This is a genomic window from Streptomyces sp. NBC_01515, from assembly GCF_045040345.1.
In the GTDB taxonomy this organism is placed as follows: domain Bacteria; phylum Actinomycetota; class Actinomycetes; order Streptomycetales; family Streptomycetaceae; genus Streptomyces.
The window spans coordinates 3147995-3162982 of sequence record NZ_CP109416.1 but is presented as its reverse complement, the minus strand read 5'-3'; the positions used below and the strand labels follow the sequence as shown (position 1 = coordinate 3162982).

At 70.0% G+C, this 14988-nt stretch carries 15 protein-coding genes; 6 read left to right on the top strand and 9 right to left on the bottom strand.

Annotation, left to right across the window (positions count from 1 at the left end; all coding sequences use genetic code 11):
- Positions 1 to 48: 48 nt before the first annotated feature.
- The 3 genes from OG407_RS13990 to OG407_RS13980 form a co-directional block, all read right to left on the bottom strand.
- The gene (locus tag OG407_RS13990; protein WP_405858097.1) at positions 49 to 1506 is read right to left on the bottom strand and encodes a peptidoglycan D,D-transpeptidase FtsI family protein; all 1458 of its coding nucleotides are present in this window, start codon (positions 1504 to 1506) and stop codon (positions 49 to 51) included.
- An 88-nt stretch (positions 1507 to 1594) separates the two neighbouring features.
- Positions 1595 to 2068, bottom strand: a complete 474-nt coding sequence (locus OG407_RS13985) for a GNAT family N-acetyltransferase (protein ID WP_405858095.1) — start codon at positions 2066 to 2068, stop codon at positions 1595 to 1597.
- Positions 2069 to 2071: 3 nt separating this feature from the next.
- Positions 2072 to 2845, bottom strand: coding sequence for an IclR family transcriptional regulator (locus tag OG407_RS13980; protein WP_366494305.1), 774 nt, complete (start codon positions 2843 to 2845; stop codon positions 2072 to 2074).
- A 133-nt stretch (positions 2846 to 2978) separates the two neighbouring features.
- Here OG407_RS13980 and OG407_RS13975 point away from each other — a divergent pair, with 133 nt between their 5' ends.
- Both OG407_RS13975 and OG407_RS13970 read left to right on the top strand, forming a co-directional pair.
- Positions 2979 to 4508: an aldehyde dehydrogenase (NADP(+)) gene (locus OG407_RS13975; RefSeq protein WP_405858092.1), complete on the top strand. Its 1530-nt coding sequence runs from the start codon at positions 2979 to 2981 to the stop codon at positions 4506 to 4508.
- A gap of 129 nt (positions 4509 to 4637) precedes the next feature.
- Positions 4638 to 5246, top strand: a complete 609-nt coding sequence (locus OG407_RS13970) for a DUF1349 domain-containing protein (protein WP_403601521.1) — start codon at positions 4638 to 4640, stop codon at positions 5244 to 5246.
- On the opposite strand, the gene OG407_RS13965 is transcribed toward OG407_RS13970, so the two are convergent.
- A complete protein-coding gene (locus OG407_RS13965) occupies positions 5206 to 6588 on the bottom strand; it encodes an MFS transporter (RefSeq protein ID WP_405858091.1) in 1383 nt (460 codons plus the stop codon). The genes OG407_RS13970 and OG407_RS13965 overlap by 41 nt on opposite strands.
- Before the next feature lie 70 nt (positions 6589 to 6658).
- Here OG407_RS13965 and OG407_RS13960 point away from each other — a divergent pair, with 70 nt between their 5' ends.
- The 4 genes from OG407_RS13960 to OG407_RS13945 all read left to right on the top strand — a co-directional run bounded on the left by OG407_RS13960 (position 6659) and on the right by OG407_RS13945 (position 10132).
- Positions 6659 to 7663, top strand: coding sequence for a GlxA family transcriptional regulator (locus OG407_RS13960; protein WP_405858089.1), 1005 nt, complete (start codon positions 6659 to 6661; stop codon positions 7661 to 7663).
- Positions 7660 to 8151, top strand: coding sequence for a GNAT family N-acetyltransferase (locus OG407_RS13955; protein WP_405858088.1), 492 nt, complete (start codon positions 7660 to 7662; stop codon positions 8149 to 8151). The genes OG407_RS13960 and OG407_RS13955 overlap by 4 nt, the downstream gene beginning before the upstream one ends.
- A gap of 77 nt (positions 8152 to 8228) precedes the next feature.
- The gene (locus OG407_RS13950) at positions 8229 to 8963 is read left to right on the top strand and encodes a DsbA family oxidoreductase (protein WP_405858086.1); all 735 of its coding nucleotides are present in this window, start codon (positions 8229 to 8231) and stop codon (positions 8961 to 8963) included.
- 83 nt (positions 8964 to 9046) lie between these two features.
- Positions 9047 to 10132, top strand: coding sequence for an aminotransferase class V-fold PLP-dependent enzyme (locus OG407_RS13945; protein WP_405858084.1), 1086 nt, complete (start codon positions 9047 to 9049; stop codon positions 10130 to 10132).
- 97 nt (positions 10133 to 10229) lie between these two features.
- On the opposite strand, the gene thpD is transcribed toward OG407_RS13945, so the two are convergent.
- From thpD to OG407_RS13920, 5 genes are all read right to left on the bottom strand, one after another.
- Complete coding sequence (thpD, locus tag OG407_RS13940) at positions 10230 to 11126, bottom strand: ectoine hydroxylase (RefSeq protein WP_405858082.1); 897 nt, start codon at positions 11124 to 11126, stop codon at positions 10230 to 10232.
- A gap of 5 nt (positions 11127 to 11131) precedes the next feature.
- Positions 11132 to 11536: an ectoine synthase gene (locus OG407_RS13935; protein WP_405858080.1), complete on the bottom strand. Its 405-nt coding sequence runs from the start codon at positions 11534 to 11536 to the stop codon at positions 11132 to 11134.
- A 54-nt stretch (positions 11537 to 11590) separates the two neighbouring features.
- Positions 11591 to 12862: a diaminobutyrate--2-oxoglutarate transaminase gene (ectB, locus tag OG407_RS13930; RefSeq protein ID WP_405858078.1), complete on the bottom strand. Its 1272-nt coding sequence runs from the start codon at positions 12860 to 12862 to the stop codon at positions 11591 to 11593.
- A gap of 49 nt (positions 12863 to 12911) precedes the next feature.
- Positions 12912 to 13418 carry a diaminobutyrate acetyltransferase gene (gene ectA, locus OG407_RS13925; protein ID WP_405858077.1) on the bottom strand — a complete coding sequence of 169 codons (507 nt, stop codon included), beginning with the start codon at positions 13416 to 13418 and terminating at the stop codon, positions 12912 to 12914.
- Between the two features lie 370 nt (positions 13419 to 13788).
- The gene (locus tag OG407_RS13920; protein WP_405858075.1) at positions 13789 to 14889 is read right to left on the bottom strand and encodes a pyridoxal-phosphate-dependent aminotransferase family protein; all 1101 of its coding nucleotides are present in this window, start codon (positions 14887 to 14889) and stop codon (positions 13789 to 13791) included.
- Positions 14890 to 14988 lie beyond the last annotated feature (99 nt).

Genomic DNA, 14988 nt, shown 5'->3' with positions numbered 1-14988 from the left:
CGTCGTGGCTGGTCGCGCAGTTCCCCGCGCCCCTGAAAGACAACGGCGTTACTGCAAGGCCGCTTTCATCATGGCCTTGGCCACCGGGGCAGCCAAGCCGTTGCCGCTGATCTCCGACCTTGCCGCGTCGGACTGTTCCACCAGGACCGCCACCGCGACCTGCTTGCCCGTCGAGTCGGACTTGCCGTACGCGGTGAACCAGGCGTACGGCGACTGGTCGTTGTTCTCGCCGTGCTGGGCCGTACCCGTCTTGCCGCCGACCGTCACGCCCGCGATCTCGGCGTTCGTGCCCGTGCCGTCCGTGATGACCGTCTGCATCGCCGACTGGAGTTGCCGGGCCGTGCGCGAGCTGACGATCTGCTGCGTCGTCGTGCTGTCGTCGTAGTTGTGGACCACATCGCCGCCGCTGTCGGTGGTCTCGGACACCATGTGCGGGGAGACCAGCTTGCCGTCGTTGGCTATGGCTGCGGACACCATGGCCATCTGGAGCGGGGTGGCGGTCACGTCGTACTGGCCGATGCCCGTCAGGGCCGTGGACGACTTGTTCATGTTCGACGGGTACACACTCGGGTACGCCCGCACCGGGATGTCCAGCTTGTCGTCGTTGAAGCCGAACTTCTCGGCCATCGCCTTGACCTTGTCCTGGCCCAGGTCGACGGCCATCTTCGCGAACACGGTGTTGCACGAGTACTGGAGCGCGACCCTGATCGAGGCGTTCGTGCAGGGCGCGGAGGAGCTCTCGTTCGTGAGCTTCGTGACCGTGCCCGGCAGGGTGTACGGCGAGGGGCTCGTCGTCTTCTCGTCCACCGAGGAGTACAGGCCGTCCTCAAGGGCGGCAGCCGCCACGACCAGCTTGAACGTCGACCCCGGCGGCAGCGGCTGGCGCAGCGCGCGGTTGGTCAGCGGCTTGTCGGAGTCGGCGTTGAGCTGCTTCCAGGCCGACGCCGCCGTATCGGCGTCGGTCAGCGCGGACGGGTCGTAGGACGGGGTCGAGACGACGGCGAGGATCTTGCCGGTCGTCGGATCGATCGCGACGGCCGCGCCCTTCTTGTCGCCGAGCGCGTCGTACGCCGCCTTCTGCACATCCGGGTCGATCGTCGTGACCACGTTGCCCGGGGCGGCCCGCTCGCCGGTGACCGTGTCCATGGCGGTCTTCAGGCCGCTGTCCGTGCCGTCGAGGAGATCGGCGTAGATCCCCTCCAACTGTGTCGGCGCATAGCTCTGCGAGGCGTAGCCCGTCACCGCCGCGTAGAGCTTGCCGTCCGTGTACGTGCGTTTGTACGCGAGGTCGCTGCTGCTTCCCGTCCGCGCCGAGCCGGTGATCGCGTTCCCGGCCACGATGATGTTCCCGAGCGGGTCCGCGTACGTCTCGATCGCGTTCCGCCGGTTGTCCTTGTCGTCCGCGAGTGCCTGGCCGTCGTAGAACTGCACCCAGGTCGCCCGCAGCAGGAGGGCGAGAACGAGGAGCAGTACGAAGACGGAGGTGCGCCTGATCGTCTTGTTCATCCCGCTCTGAAGACGACCCGACGGGAACGAATCGTTCCCTTACGGCGCTTTTCTCATCGAGCGCTCATGAAGCCGACTCGGCGAGTGTTCACGAACTCAGCGTCAGCACCAGCTCGTCGATCTCCTCGCCCCGCGCGTTCGCGAACCCCCGGTCGTTTCCGGTGACGCGGAACCCGCACTTCTCCAGCACGCGCCGCGAGCCCTCGTTGTCGGCCGCCACGCGCGCGTGCACCGGGCGTTCGGGCGCCTCGGCCAGGAGGTCGCGCAGTGCGGCCGTCGCGATGCCCTTGCCCCAGTAGGCGCGGTCGATCCAGTAGGTCACCTCGCGCTCGTCCGGGTCCCCGTAGACCGCCACGTTGCCCACCACGTCGCCGTCGGCGAGGATCGTGCGGTTCAGCACGCCGGGCAGGGCGCGGATGCGCTTCCAGTGGGCGTCGAAGGCGTCCCGGTCGGTCGGGTCCTTCGCGGTGAAGGCGGCCATCCGGACGGACTCGGGGTCGTTCGTCAGCCGGAAGAAGACCGGCAGATCACTGTCGTGGACGGGACGGAGCGCGACCTGCATGGTTCAGAGCCTCCGGGTGGCGAGGGTCAGTCGGTCACGGGCGTCGAACAGGGCGTCCTTCACCATCTGTTCGTGCGCGGGGGTCAGCCGGGCCACCGGCACCGAGCAGCTGATCGCGTCCCGCGCGGGGGTGCGGTACGGGATCGCGACGCCGAAGCAGCGCAGGCCCAGCGTGTTCTCCTCGCGGTCCACGGCGAAGCCCTGGTCGCGGACCTGGTGGAGTTCCTCGATGAGCTTCTCGCGGTCGGTGATCGTGTGCTCGGTGAGCGCGGGCAGCGTCTCCGGAAGCATCTTGCGGACCTGCTCGTCGGAGTAGGTGCTCAGCAGCGCCTTGCCCAGCGAGGTCGAGTGCGCCGGGAGGCGGCGGCCGACGCGGGTGAAGGGCCGTAGATAGTGCTGGGACTGGCGGGTGGCCAGGTAGACCACGTTCGTGCCGTCGAGGCGCGCGAGGTGGATGGTCTCCGTGGTGTCGTCGGAGAGCCGGTCCAGCGTCGGACGGGCCGCCGCCACGACCTCGTCGCCGTCGATGTACGACGTGCCCACCAGGAGTGCCCGTACGCCGATGCCGTACCGCGTGCCCGTCGCGTCCGTCTCCACCCAGCCCAGTTCCACGAGCGTGCGCAGCAGCATGTAGAGGCTGGACTTGGGATATCCGACGGCCTCCTGGACCGACGCGAGGGAGTGCATACCGGGCCGGCCCGCGAAGTATTCGAGCAGCTCCACCGTCCGCACCGCGGACTTGACCTGTGCCCCGCCGCCTGTCTCGCCTGCCGACATCGCCCTTGACCCCTTCGTTCGACGGGAAATAGTCTCCGAGAGCATATTCATCATCAGAGACAGCGTTCAGCATATCGAACGACCTTGGTGAATGACCCAGAACTGCGGCATTACATGTGTGGAGGGACCCGCGGTGGCAGCAGCACCAGTCTGGAGTGTCGACCCCCGAACCGGGAAGCAGCGTGAACAGGTTGCGGTGGAGGCCACAGCCCAGGAGGTGGACACCGCCGTCCGCGCCGCGCACGCGGCACGGCGTTCGCTCGCCGACCGTACGGTCCGGGCCGCCTTCCTGCGCGGTGCCGCCGACCAGCTCGAAGCGGCCAAGAACCAGTTGGTCGAGGTCGCCGACGCGGAGACCGCGCTCGGCCCGGTCCGGCTCAACGGCGAACTCGCCCGCACCTGCTACCAGTTGAGGGCCTTCGCGGACATCGTCGACGAGGGCGCCTTCCTCGACGTGGTCATCAACCACCCCGACGACACGGCCACTCCGCCGATCCCGGACCTGCGCCGCTACAAGGTGCCGCTGGGCGTCGTCGCCGTCTACTCGGCCTCCAACTTCCCCTTCGCCTTCTCGGTCCCCGGCGGCGACACCGCGAGCGCGCTGGCCGCCGGCTGCCCGGTCGTCGTCAAGGCGCACCCCGACCACCCCGGCCTGTCCGAGCTGGTCGCGAGCGTGCTGCGCCGGGCCGCCGCCGAGCAGGGCATCCCGGCCGGCGTCCTCGGCCTGGTGCACGGCTTCGAGGCGGGCGTCGAACTGGTCAAGCACCCGCTGGTCTCGGCGGCCGGGTTCACCGGTTCCGTGCGGGGCGGTCGCGCGTTGTTCGACGCGGCGGCGGCGCGGCCGGTCCCGATCCCGTTCCATGGCGAACTGGGCTCCCTGAACCCGGTAGTTGTCACCGAGGCCGCTGCCGCCGAGCGGGCCGAGGCGATCGGCACCGGGCTCGCCGGTTCGATGACCCTGGGCGTCGGCCAGTTCTGCGTGAAGCCGGGTCTCGTGCTCGTGCCGTCCGGCTCCGCGGGGGACGGGCTGGTCAAGTCCCTCACCGATGCCGTCAGCGACACGGACTCCGGGGTGCTGCTGGACCACCGGATGCGCGACAACTTCCTCGCGGGCGTCACCGAGCGGGCCGGGTTGCCCGAGGTGGAGTCGCCGGTGACGCCGGGGGCGGGCAGTGAGCACACGGTGAGTCCCGGATTCCTGACGGTGCCGGCGGAGAAGCTGGTGTCCGAGGGGGCGTACGACCTGCTTCTTGAGGAGTGCTTCGGTCCGGTCACCGTGGTGGCCCGCTACGACGATGACGCGCAGGCGAACGCCGTGTTGTCGCGACTGCCCGGGAATCTTACGGCGACGGTTCATCTGTCGGCGGGGGAGGCGGCCGGGGAGGGGCGTGGGGTGGAGATCCTGGCGGAGCTGACGCCGTTGGCCGGGCGGGTGTTGGTCAATGCGTGGCCTACGGGGGTTGCGGTGGCGCCCGCGCAGCATCACGGGGGGCCTTACCCCGCCACGACCTCCACCTCAACTTCTGTTGGTGGTACGGCTATTGAGCGGTGGCTGCGGCCTGTGGCTTACCAGAACACGCCTGAAGCGTTGCTGCCGTTGGAGTTGCGGGACGGTAATCCGCTGGGGCTGCCTCGGCGTTATGACGGGCATCTGGAGCGGTAGCGTCGTTGGGGTGCGGTGGTCTTCGGTCTGACCGTCCGTTGTGGCTGGTCGCGCCCACGCGGCGGAGCCGCAAATCGATACAGCCCCGCGCCCCTAAAGGACATCCCCTTGGCCTGAGATGATGAGTGGATGGACTTGGAACTCTCCCAACTGCCCTTTCCCCTCCGGACTTACGGGCCTGACGGGCATTGGTCGTACGACGATGGTGTGCTCAGTGGGTGGGCCGGGCCTCGGCAGGATCGGTTCGTTCCGCCCACCGGGGAGGGGTTGGACCCCGCCTCCGATGCGCCTCGACTTCTCGGGGCGCCGCACGGGGACTTTCAGCTCATAGCCCGCGTCACCGTGGGGTTCGCGGGGTCGTTTGACGCCGGGGTGCTGTACGTCCACGTCGGAGAGCGGGCTTGGGCCAAGCTCTGCTTGGAGTACTCGCCCGATGTGCCCACCGTCTGCACGGTGGTCACTCGGGGGCACTCGGATGATGCCAACTCCTTTGCCGTGGACGGTAGTTCGGTGTGGCTGCGGGTCAGTCGGACCGGGCGGGCGTTTGCCTTTCATGCCTCTCGGGACGGGAAGCGGTGGATATTCATCCGGCTCTTCACCCTCGGTGACGAGAAGGAGACCGGCGATGCGCTCGTCGGGTTCATGACGCAGTCGCCGATGGGGGAGGGGTGTGTCGTGACGTACGACCACCTTGAGTTCAGGCCCAGTTGGCCGGACGATCTGCGAGACGGAAGCTGAGGAAGGCCGTCACCGTGAAGAGGGTCGCGCTGATCGCGAGGCTCTCTCGCAGGCCGGCCGTGAAGTCGGCGGAGACCAGCGCCCCGAACACGGCGATGCCCAGGCCGCCGGCCACCTGACGTGCGGAGTTGAGGACTCCGGCCGCCAGGCCCGCACGCTCCGCCGCCACCGCGTCCATCATCACGGCGGTCAGCGGTGGGACCGTGAGGGCGCAGCCCAGGGCCATCGGTACGAGGAGTACGGCCACCAGGAGCGGCGGCGTGCCCGCGTCGACGTACAGCAGGACGAGTGCGCCCAGTGCGGCCAGCAACTGCCCTACCAGCATGGGGAGTCGGGCGCCGTACCGGGCCGCCAGTCTGCCCGCCACGATGTTCGTCAGCGGGATCAGACCGGTCATCGGCAGGAACATCAGGCCGGCGTACAACGCCGAACGGCCCTGCACCTGCTGGAAGAAGAGCGCGAAGACGAAGGTCAGGCCGAAGAAGGCGACGCTGCACGCCGCGCCCGTCGCGACCGCCACCGACACCGTGCGGTTGCGGAACAGGGCCAGCGGCACCACCGGGTGCGACTGGCGCCGTTCGACGCGGAGGAACGCCGCGGCGGCGAGGATCGCGACGAGTGCGGCCCCAAGTCCCGTGCCCCCGCGCTCGATCACCGCGAACGTCACCGCCGTGAGGGCGATCACCGCCGTCAGCTGGCCGGGCAGGTCCAGGGGTGCGGGGCGGCGTTCCGAGCGGGGGGCCCGGAGCAGCAGGGCGAGTGCCGTCGCGCCCAGGGGCAGGTTGATGAAGAAGATGCCCCGCCAGTCCCAGAGCGTGGTCAGCACACCGCCGGCCACCGGGCCGAGGGCCACCGGCACCGCGCCGCCGGCGGCCCAGGTCGCCACCGCCCGCGCCCTCTTGACGGGTTCGGCGTAGGCCTGTCGTACGAGGGACAGGGAGGCGGGGAGGACCACGGCCGCCGCCATGCCCTGGAGTGCGCGGGCGCCGATCAGCGCGGGCAGGTTCGGGGCCAGGCCGCAGGCCGCCGAGGCGAGGGTGAAGACCGTGATGCCGATCGCGTACGCGCGGCTCGCCCCGGCCCGGTCCGCGAAGGCGCCGGTGGACAGCATCAGCGCGGCGAAGGACAGCGTGTACGCGTCGACCACCCACTGCAGCCCCGACATCCCGCCGCCCAGCGCGGTCCCGATCGACGGCAGCGCCACGTTCACCACGGACGCGTCGAGGGTGATGAGCGCGAAGCCGAGGAGGGCGGCGGTGAGGGTGAGGGTGGGGGAGGGATTCTTCAAATCGCCGGTGCGGGGCGTGAGTTGGGTGGCGGACGTCGGCGCGGGCGTTGTCATGCGTCCATGCTGCGGATGTGCGACGCCGTAGAGTAGTGGCCGGAACGCCATACACCCGGAGGTTCTGGCCATGACCCAGTCCGGCCGCCCCGGCCGTCCCCGTCGGGTCGCCGTCGTCGCGGCGACCCCCGTCTCGATGTTCAACCTGGCCATCCCGGAGCTGCTGTTCGAACGGGTCGAGATCGACGGGGAGCCGGGCTACGAGACGGTCATCTGCGCCCCGGAACCGGGTCCCGTGCCCACCACGGGCGGCCTCGACCTGCACGTACGGCAGGGCCTCGACGCCGTGCGGGACGCGGACATGGTCCTCGTCGTCGGGACCGGCCACCGGTACACGCCTGATCCGCGCACGGTGAGCGCGCTGCGCGAGGCCGCCGCCGCGGGCAAGCGCATCGCCTCCATCTGCAGCGGCGCGTTCGCCCTGGCCGAAGCCGGCCTCCTGGACGGCCGCCGGGCCACGACCTACTGGAACCAGGCGGAGGAGATGCGCAGGCGCTATCCGGAGGTCGACCTCACCGGCGATGTCCTCTACGTCCAGGACGGCCAGTTCCTGACCGCGTCCGGATACGCCGCCGGCATCGACCTCTGCCTGCACATCATCCGCACCGACTACGGCGCCGCCGTCGCCAACGAGGTCGCTCGCCTCGCCCTCGTCGCACCCGTACGGCCGGGCGGGCAGACCCAGTTCACGCAGACCCCGCTGCCGCCCGAGCGCGGCACCGCCTGCGCCGACACCCGCGGCTGGGCCATGCGCAACCTCGACAGGCCGCTCACCCTCACCGACCTGGCCCGGCACGCGGGCGTCAGCGTCCGCACGCTCACCCGCCGGTTCCATGCCGAGAGCGGCGTAAGCCCCCTGCAGTGGCTGCTCCACCAGCGCGTCGAGCGGGCCAGGGAACTCCTGGAGACCACCGCCCTCCCCATGGACCAGGTGGCCCGCGCCTGCGGCCTGGGCACGGCGGACTCCCTGCGCGGCCACCTGGTCCGCCGCACCGGGCTGACGCCGAGCGCCTACCGGGCCCAGTTCAGCCGCCTGGGAACCGGCGGGGCCGAGGTCACGTCATCGGTTGCATGATCAGCGACCGTGCCATCGAGAACCGGGTGATCAGAACCGCCCTGCCCGCCGAGGCGGAGAGCGTCGCCGCGCTGCACGCGCGGGCCCGGGCGACGTACTACCCCGACGGCGTCCCGGAGGACGGGCGGGACTGGCTCGCCGCCTGGCGGGGCGTCATCGAGCGGCCCGACGCCCATGTGCTGTGCGTGGTCGAGAACGGCCGTATCGTCGCCGTCGCCTGCTTCCGCACCCAGGAGGGCGACCCGGCGGACACGGTCACGCTGTTCCAGTTCCACGTCGACCCCGACCAGTGGCGCTCCGGCCTCGGCACGGCCCTGCACGCGGCCTGCCTCGAACAGTGGCGGGCCGACGGCCGGCGGACCGCCGTACTCGACGTACATGTCGACAACGAACGCGCGCAGGCCTTCTACGTCCGCCAGGGCTGGGTCGCCGAGCCGGCCGACGGCAGTCATCACCTGGGGATGCGCCTGGTCGTGACGGGGGAATGAAGCGAGCTGCTTGAACGTTCACGGGGGAGACAGAGAGCCTCTGTCCCTCACCCGTACGTCCTGAAGAGAGCCGAAGAATGCGCGTCGAGATCTGGTCCGACATCGCCTGCCCCTGGTGCTACGTGGGCAAGGCCCGCTTCGAGAAGGCGCTCGACGCGTTCCCGCACCGCGACGGGGTCCAGGTCGTGCACCGGTCCTTCGAACTGGACCCGGGGCGCGCCAAGGACGACACCCAGCCCGTGCTCAAGATGCTCACCAAGAAGTACGGCATGAGCGAGGCGCAGGCGCAGGCCGGTGAGGACAACCTGGGCGCGCAGGCCGCCGCCGAGGGGCTCGACTACCGCACCCGCGACCGCGACCACGGCAACACCTTCGACATGCACCGCCTCCTCCACTTCGCCAAGGCGGAGGGCCGCCAGGACGAGCTGATCCAGGCCCTGTACAAGGCGAACTTCGCCGAGGAGCGGTCCGTGTTCGGCGACGACGAGCGGCTCGTTGAGCTGGCCGCCGGCGTCGGACTGGACGCCGAGGACGTCCGCAAGGTGCTGGCCGACCCGACCGCGTACGCCGACGACGTCCGCGCCGACGAGCGCGAGGCCGCCGAGCTGGGCGCGAACGGCGTCCCCTTCTTCGTCCTCGACCGCAAGTACGGCGTCTCCGGCGCCCAGCCCGCCGAGGTCTTCGCCCAGGCGCTGACCCAGGCGTGGGGCGAGCACTCGCCACTGAAGCTGATCGACAGCGGGGCCGGCACTGGTGGCGACGGCGGCGCGGAGGCATGCGGCCCCGACGGCTGCGCGGTACCGCAGGCCTGAAAAGGCGCTGGTCAGGGCCGATCGCCCGTCGATCATGCCGTGACCCATAAGCGTTCCTTAGCGGATCCACGTAAAAAATCGCAATGGACGAGGGCTTCTCGGCACCGCAGAGTGGTGGCATGGAGACCTTCGAGAGCCTCGTCCGCGCCGAGTTCGCCCCGAAGAACACCTACCTCAACACCGCGAGCACCGGCCTCCTCCCGACCCGCACGGTCACGGCGATGCACACCGCCATTGAGGCCGCCGCGGTCGGCACACCGACCGACATGTTCGACGACGTCGAGGCGTCCCGCGCCGCCTTCGCCCGCCTGACCCGCGTGCCGGTCGGCCGGGTCGCGGCCGGTGCCTCGGTCGCGGTCTACAGCGGACTGATCGCCTCCTCACTGCCGGCAGGCGCCGAAGTCCTCACCGCCGAGGCCGACTTCAGCTCGGTCGTGAACCCCTTCCACATGCGCGCCGACCTCAAGGTGCGCGCCGTCCCGCTGGAGCGGATCGCCGAGTCGGTACGCCCCGGCACCGCGCTCGTCGCGGTCAGCGCCGCCCAGTCCGCCGACGGCCGCATCGCCGACCTGCCCGCGCTCCGGGCGGCGGCACGCGAACACGGGGCGCGTACGTACCTCGACGCGTCGCAGGCCGCCGGCTGGTTCGACCTCGACGCGGACGCCTACGACTATGTCTCCGCCGTCGGCTTCAAGTGGCTCTTCTGCCCGCGCGGGGTCGCCTTCCTGGTCACCCCGGAGGACCTCGGCGGCCTCAACCCGGTCTTCGCCGGCTGGGTCGCGGGCGAGGCGCCCTGGGACAGCTGCTACGGCCCGGTCGAGGAACTCGCCCACTCCGCCCGCCGGTTCGACGAGAGCCCGGCCCTCTTCTCCTACGCCGGTGCCCGCCACTCCCTCGCGCTGCTGGAGGAGTTGGGGGTCGACGCCGTACGCGCCCACGACCTGACCCTCGCCGACCGCTTCCGCGCGGGCCTCGACACCCTCGGGCACGAACCGGTGGCGGCCCCCGGCTCACCGATCGTGTCCGTGCCCGGACTCGGCCACCGGCAGGGCGAGTTGAGCGCGGCCGGGGTCGAAGTCTCCGACCGGGCGGGGAACTTGAGGGCGGCCTTCCATCTCTACAACTCCGCTGAGGACGTCGACCGTCTGCTGGAGGTCCTGGCCGGCTGACGCGGGCACAAGAGGCTGATGCTGTAGGGGAGTCGAAGTGCGGAAGGGCACCCCGGCCGCCGTGACCGGGGTGCCCTCGCGGTGTACCGCCGCGCCGTCACCGCACCGGGGTGAAGTCCCGGGCGCCGATGAACTCGGGGCGTCGTACCGGAGCCGCGAACGGATCGACGGCCTTGTTCTCCACGCTGTTGAACACGATGAAGACGTTGCTGCGCGGGAACGGCGTGATGTTGTCGCCGGAGCCGTGCATGCAGTTGCAGTCGAACCAGGTCGCCGAACCCGCCCTGCCCGTGAACAACTTGATGCCGTACTCGGAGGCCATGCCGGTCAGCGCCTCGTCGGACGGGGTGCCCGCGTCCTGCATCCGCAGCGACTGACGGTAGTTGTCCTCGGGGGTCGCGCCCGCGCAGCCGAGGAACGTCCGGTGCGAGCCCGGCATGATCATGAGGCCGCCGTTGGTGTCGTGGTTCTCGGTGAGCGCGATCGACACGGACACGGTGCGCATGTTCGGCAGCCCGTCCTCGGCGTGCCAGGTCTCGAAGTCCGAGTGCCAGTAGAAGCCGCTCGCGCCGAAGCCGGGCTTCACGTTGATCCGGGACTGGTGGACGTACACGTCCGAGCCGAGGATCTGCCGCGCCCGCCCGACGACCCGCTCGTCGCGCACGAGCCGCGCGAACACCTCGCTGATCCGGTGCACCTCGAAGACGGACCGGATCTCCTTGGACTTCGACTCGACGATGGACCGCTCGTCGGCCCGGATCGCCGGGTCCGCGACCAGCCGCTCCAACTCCCGCCGGTATACGTCGACTTCGTCGTCCCGGAGGAGTTCCCGCATGGAGAGGAAGCCGTCGCGCTCGAACGCCTGGAGGTCGGCCGTCGGGATCGGCCCCGGGGTGTCGGGGGAGCCCCAGACGACGGGGTCCTTGCGCGGGGCGGACACCTCGGTGGTGCCGCGGCTGGGGTACAGGTCGGTGACGCCGGTGACGGTGGTCATGCTCGTCACACCTCCTCGGGCTCGGTCAGCAGCGGGTAGACGCCGTTCTCGTCGTGGTCCTCCCGTCCCGTGACGGGCGGGTTGAAGACACAGACGCAGCGGAAGTCCTCCTTGATCCGCATCGTGTGCCGCTCGTGTCCGTCGAGGAGGTACATGGTCCCGGGCGTGATCGGGTACGTCTGCCCGGTCTCGTCGTCGGTGAGTTCGGCCTCGCCCTCGACGCAGACGACGGCCTCGATGTGGTTCGCGTACCACATCGACGTCTCGGTCCCCGCGTACAGGACGGTCTCGTGGACCGAGAAGCCGACCCGCTCCTTGGCGAGGACGATGCGCTTGCTCTCCCAGGTGCCGGACGCGGACTTGATGTGCCGGTCGGTGCCTTCGAGTTCCTTGAACGAACGGACAATCACGGTGGGGTGACGCCTCCTTGACGTGGTGTCGGATGGTCAGGCCGGTCAGGTTGTTCAGACGGTTTCGCGTACGGCTCGGGCGAGGATGCTCAGTCCCTCGTCCAGTTCCTCGGGGGTGATGGTCAGCGCGGGGAGCAGTTTCACGACCTCGCCCTGCGGGCCCGATGTCTCGACGAGCAGGCCGAGTTCGAAGGCGCGGGCGCAGATCCGCCCGGCGCGCTCGGGGTCCTTGAACTCGATGCCCCAGACCAGCCCGCGGCCCCGGTACTCCTTGATGTCGGCGAGGTTCTCCTCGGTGATGGAGATCAGCCCCTGCTCGACCTGCTCACCGCGGGCCCGGGTCTGCTTCTCCATCGCGGAACCGTCCGCCCAGTACGTCTCCAGGGCGGCGGTGGCGGTGACGAACGCCGGGTTGTTGCCGCGGAACGTGCCGTTGTGCTCGCCCGGCTCCCAGATGTCCAGCTCGGGCTTGAACAGGCACAGGGACATCGGAAGGCCGTAGCCGCTGATGGACTTCGACACGGTGACGATGTCCGGGACGATGCCCGACTCCTCGAAGGAGAAGAACGCGCCCGTCCGCCCGCACCCCATCTGGATGTCGTCGACGATCAGCAGCATGTCCTGGCGCTCGCACAACTCGGCCAGCGCGCGCAGCCATTCGGGGCGGGCGACGTTGATGCCGCCCTCGCCCTGCACGGACTCGACGATCACGGCGGCGGGCTTGTTGAGGCCGGAGCCCTGGTCCTCCAACAGCCGCTCGAACCACAGGAAGTCGGGGACCTTGCCGTCGAAGTAGTTGTCGAACGGCATCGGCGTGCCGTGCACCAGCGGGACACCGGCACCGGCCCGCTTGAAGGCGTTCCCGGTCACGGCGAGCGAGCCGAGGGACATCCCGTGGAAGGCGTTGGTGAAGGAGACGATCGCTTCCCGCCCCTTCACCTTCCGCGCCAACTTCAGTGCGGACTCAACGGCGTTGGTGCCGGTCGGGCCCGGGAACATCACCTTGTACGGCAGATCGCGCGGCCGTAGCACCAGGTCCTGGAAGGTCTGCAGGAAGGCGCGCTTGGCACTGGTCGACATGTCGAGCCCGTGCGTGACGCCGTCCCGCTCCAGGTAGTCGATCAACGCCCGTTTCAGGACAGGGTTGTTGTGCCCGTAGTTCAGCGAGCCGGCGCCCGCGAAGAAGTCGAGGTAGGCGTGGCCGTCCTCGTCGTACATACGGCTGCCCCGGGCCCGGTCGAAGACGGTGGGCCAGCCGCGGCAGTAGCTGCGGACCTCGGACTCCAGGGTCTCGAAGATGCTGAGATCGGGCTGGGTGATGGTCACGCGAATTGCTCCTCGGGGTGGGGGGTGGGGGTGTCGGGCAACGGGGGGCTCAGAGACCCAGCGGGCCGATGCGGTACAGCACTTCGGGGTCGTGCGGGCCGTCCGGGAAGTCACCGGCCTCGAAGAGGACCGTGCGCTCGACGGTGGCGCCGTGGCGTTCGGCGTACGACGTGAAGAGGCGCTCGGACGCGGTGTTGCCGGGGGTGATCGTGGTCTCGATCGCGGTCACCCCGTAGTCGCCCGCGACCCGCTCGGTGAGTCCGTCGAGCAGCCGTGCGGCCAGTCCGCGACCGCGCTGCGCGGCGTCGACGGCCACCTGCCACACGAGCAGGGTGCCCGGCCGGTCCGGCGGCACGTACCCGGTGACGAAGCCGACCGGCTCCCCGCGCTCGTCCCGCACGACGGCGGAGGTACCGGCGAAGTCCCGGCACCACAGCAGATAGCTGTACGACGAGTTCAGGTCGAGGGCGTTCGAGTCCTTGGCAATACGCCACAACGCGGCGCCGTCGGCCACCGTGGGGCGGTCGATGTGCAGGTCTGCTTGGGTGGCAGTCATGCGAATTGAATTTACCGAGGGAAATTCGAAATTGCATGGAGGGATGGGGTTACGTCTGAGGCGGTGCTGTGTTATCACGCGTGCGAAGGTGCAGGTTATGTACCACTTTGACCAGTAGATAAAGGGTAAAACGGCCTGCCTGTGTAACGGGTCACAAGGGTGTAACCCTCACGAGATCTACGCGAATTATTTGCGTTTGGGTGCACGGAAATCGGGCAGAAGAGCAATGGGAAACTGCCCGTAAAGACGGCGATGAAATTCCCGGGAATTACCTCGGAATTAGGCTCCGGTGACGCCGTCCCTACTCGACCAGCTGAATCACCGATCGGGGGTCTGGGGGCGGAGCCCCCAGCACCACCTCAGCCCACGACTACCGCCACGTGCTTTCGACGGCGGACCGGGCGGCCTCCAGATCCACCGACACCCCCTGCTCGGCCAGCGCCGCGCCCAGCGCTGCCAAGGAGCTCTGTACCGCCCCGGCCGTCGCGTCCACCCCGTAGTGGTTGACCCGGATCATCTCCTTCGCCAGGGCGCCCCCGCCGGCGGCGAGCGGCAAGGTCGGGTCCGACGTCAGGGCCCTCGCCACCAGCTCCGAGGCCACGACACCCGACGGCGTCCTGAGCGTCGTAGCGACCGGCGCGGCCTCGGCGGCATCGTGGACGTACGGTTCGAGGCCGCCGCCCAGGGCGAGCGCGCCCGCGCGCGTCGCCGCCGCCGCGGTCGCGTGGCGGCGCATCAGCGCATCCAGGCCCTCCGACTCGATCCGCTCCAGGCACGCCTCCAGCGCGAGCATCTCCAACTGGGCCGGTGCGTGCGGCAGCGTCGTGCGGCCGGCGTCGGTCCAGCGGTCCTTCCAGTCGAGGAGGGAGAGGTACGAGCGGCGCGGGGCCCCGGGGTTGGCCGTCATACGGGCCCACGCCCGCGCGCTCACCGACACCGCCGACACACCCGCCGGCCCGCCCATCGCCTTCTGCGCGCCGATCACGCAGAGGTCGACACCCCAGGCCTGCGGCAGCACCGGCTCCGCGCCGATGGACGCCACCGCGTCGAGGTAGAAGATCGCGCCGTGCGCGCGCACGATCTCGCCGATCTCCGCGACCGGGTTGGTGTTGCCGGTCGCGGCCTCCGCGTGGACGAGGGACACGAAGTCGATCTCCGGGTGCTCGGCGAAGGCCTCCCGGATCTGGTCGGCGGTCACCGCGGTGTGGAACGGCACGGCGAGATCGATCACCTCGGCGCCGCAGTCCCGCAGCCAGTTCCCGAAGGTCTGCCCGTAGGGGCCGGTGACGACGTTCAGCGCGAGCGTGCCCGGCCCCGCCGTCGAACGGATCGCGCCCTCCAGCGGCAGCAGCGCCTCGCCCTGCATGATCACGACATCCTGCTCGGTGCCGAGCAGCCGGGCCACCCGGTCCTCGATCGAGGCGAAGTGCGCGGCGCTCAGCGGGGCCAGGTCGAGGAAGGGGTGGGTCATGGCGGTGCTCTTTCGCTCGCGGGGAGGGACTGGGAGAGGGGCCGGCAGGGACTGGGAGAGGGGCCGGCAGGGACAGGGAAAGGGGCCGGCAGGGACAGG

Excerpts from the sequence above, each read along its gene's own strand:
- OG407_RS13985 (WP_405858095.1), bottom strand. The coding sequence starts at position 2,068 with ATGCAGGTCGCGCTCCGTCCCGTCCACGACAGTGATCTGCCGGTCTTC.
- OG407_RS13960 (WP_405858089.1), top strand. The coding sequence starts at position 6,659 with ATGACCCAGTCCGGCCGCCCCGGCCGTCCCCGTCGGGTCGCCGTCGTC.
- OG407_RS13965 (WP_405858091.1), bottom strand. The coding sequence starts at position 6,588 with ATGACAACGCCCGCGCCGACGTCCGCCACCCAACTCACGCCCCGCACC.
- OG407_RS13950 (WP_405858086.1), top strand. The coding sequence starts at position 8,229 with ATGCGCGTCGAGATCTGGTCCGACATCGCCTGCCCCTGGTGCTACGTG.
- thpD (WP_405858082.1), bottom strand. The coding sequence starts at position 11,126 with ATGACCACCGTCACCGGCGTCACCGACCTGTACCCCAGCCGCGGCACC.
- OG407_RS13945 (WP_405858084.1), top strand. The coding sequence starts at position 9,047 with ATGGACGAGGGCTTCTCGGCACCGCAGAGTGGTGGCATGGAGACCTTC.
- OG407_RS13970 (WP_403601521.1), top strand. The coding sequence starts at position 4,638 with ATGGACTTGGAACTCTCCCAACTGCCCTTTCCCCTCCGGACTTACGGG.
- OG407_RS13955 (WP_405858088.1), top strand. The coding sequence starts at position 7,660 with ATGATCAGCGACCGTGCCATCGAGAACCGGGTGATCAGAACCGCCCTG.
- OG407_RS13990 (WP_405858097.1), bottom strand. The coding sequence starts at position 1,506 with ATGAACAAGACGATCAGGCGCACCTCCGTCTTCGTACTGCTCCTCGTT.
- OG407_RS13980 (WP_366494305.1), bottom strand. The coding sequence starts at position 2,845 with ATGTCGGCAGGCGAGACAGGCGGCGGGGCACAGGTCAAGTCCGCGGTG.
- ectA (WP_405858077.1), bottom strand. The coding sequence starts at position 13,418 with ATGACTGCCACCCAAGCAGACCTGCACATCGACCGCCCCACGGTGGCC.
- OG407_RS13920 (WP_405858075.1), bottom strand. The coding sequence starts at position 14,889 with ATGACCCACCCCTTCCTCGACCTGGCCCCGCTGAGCGCCGCGCACTTC.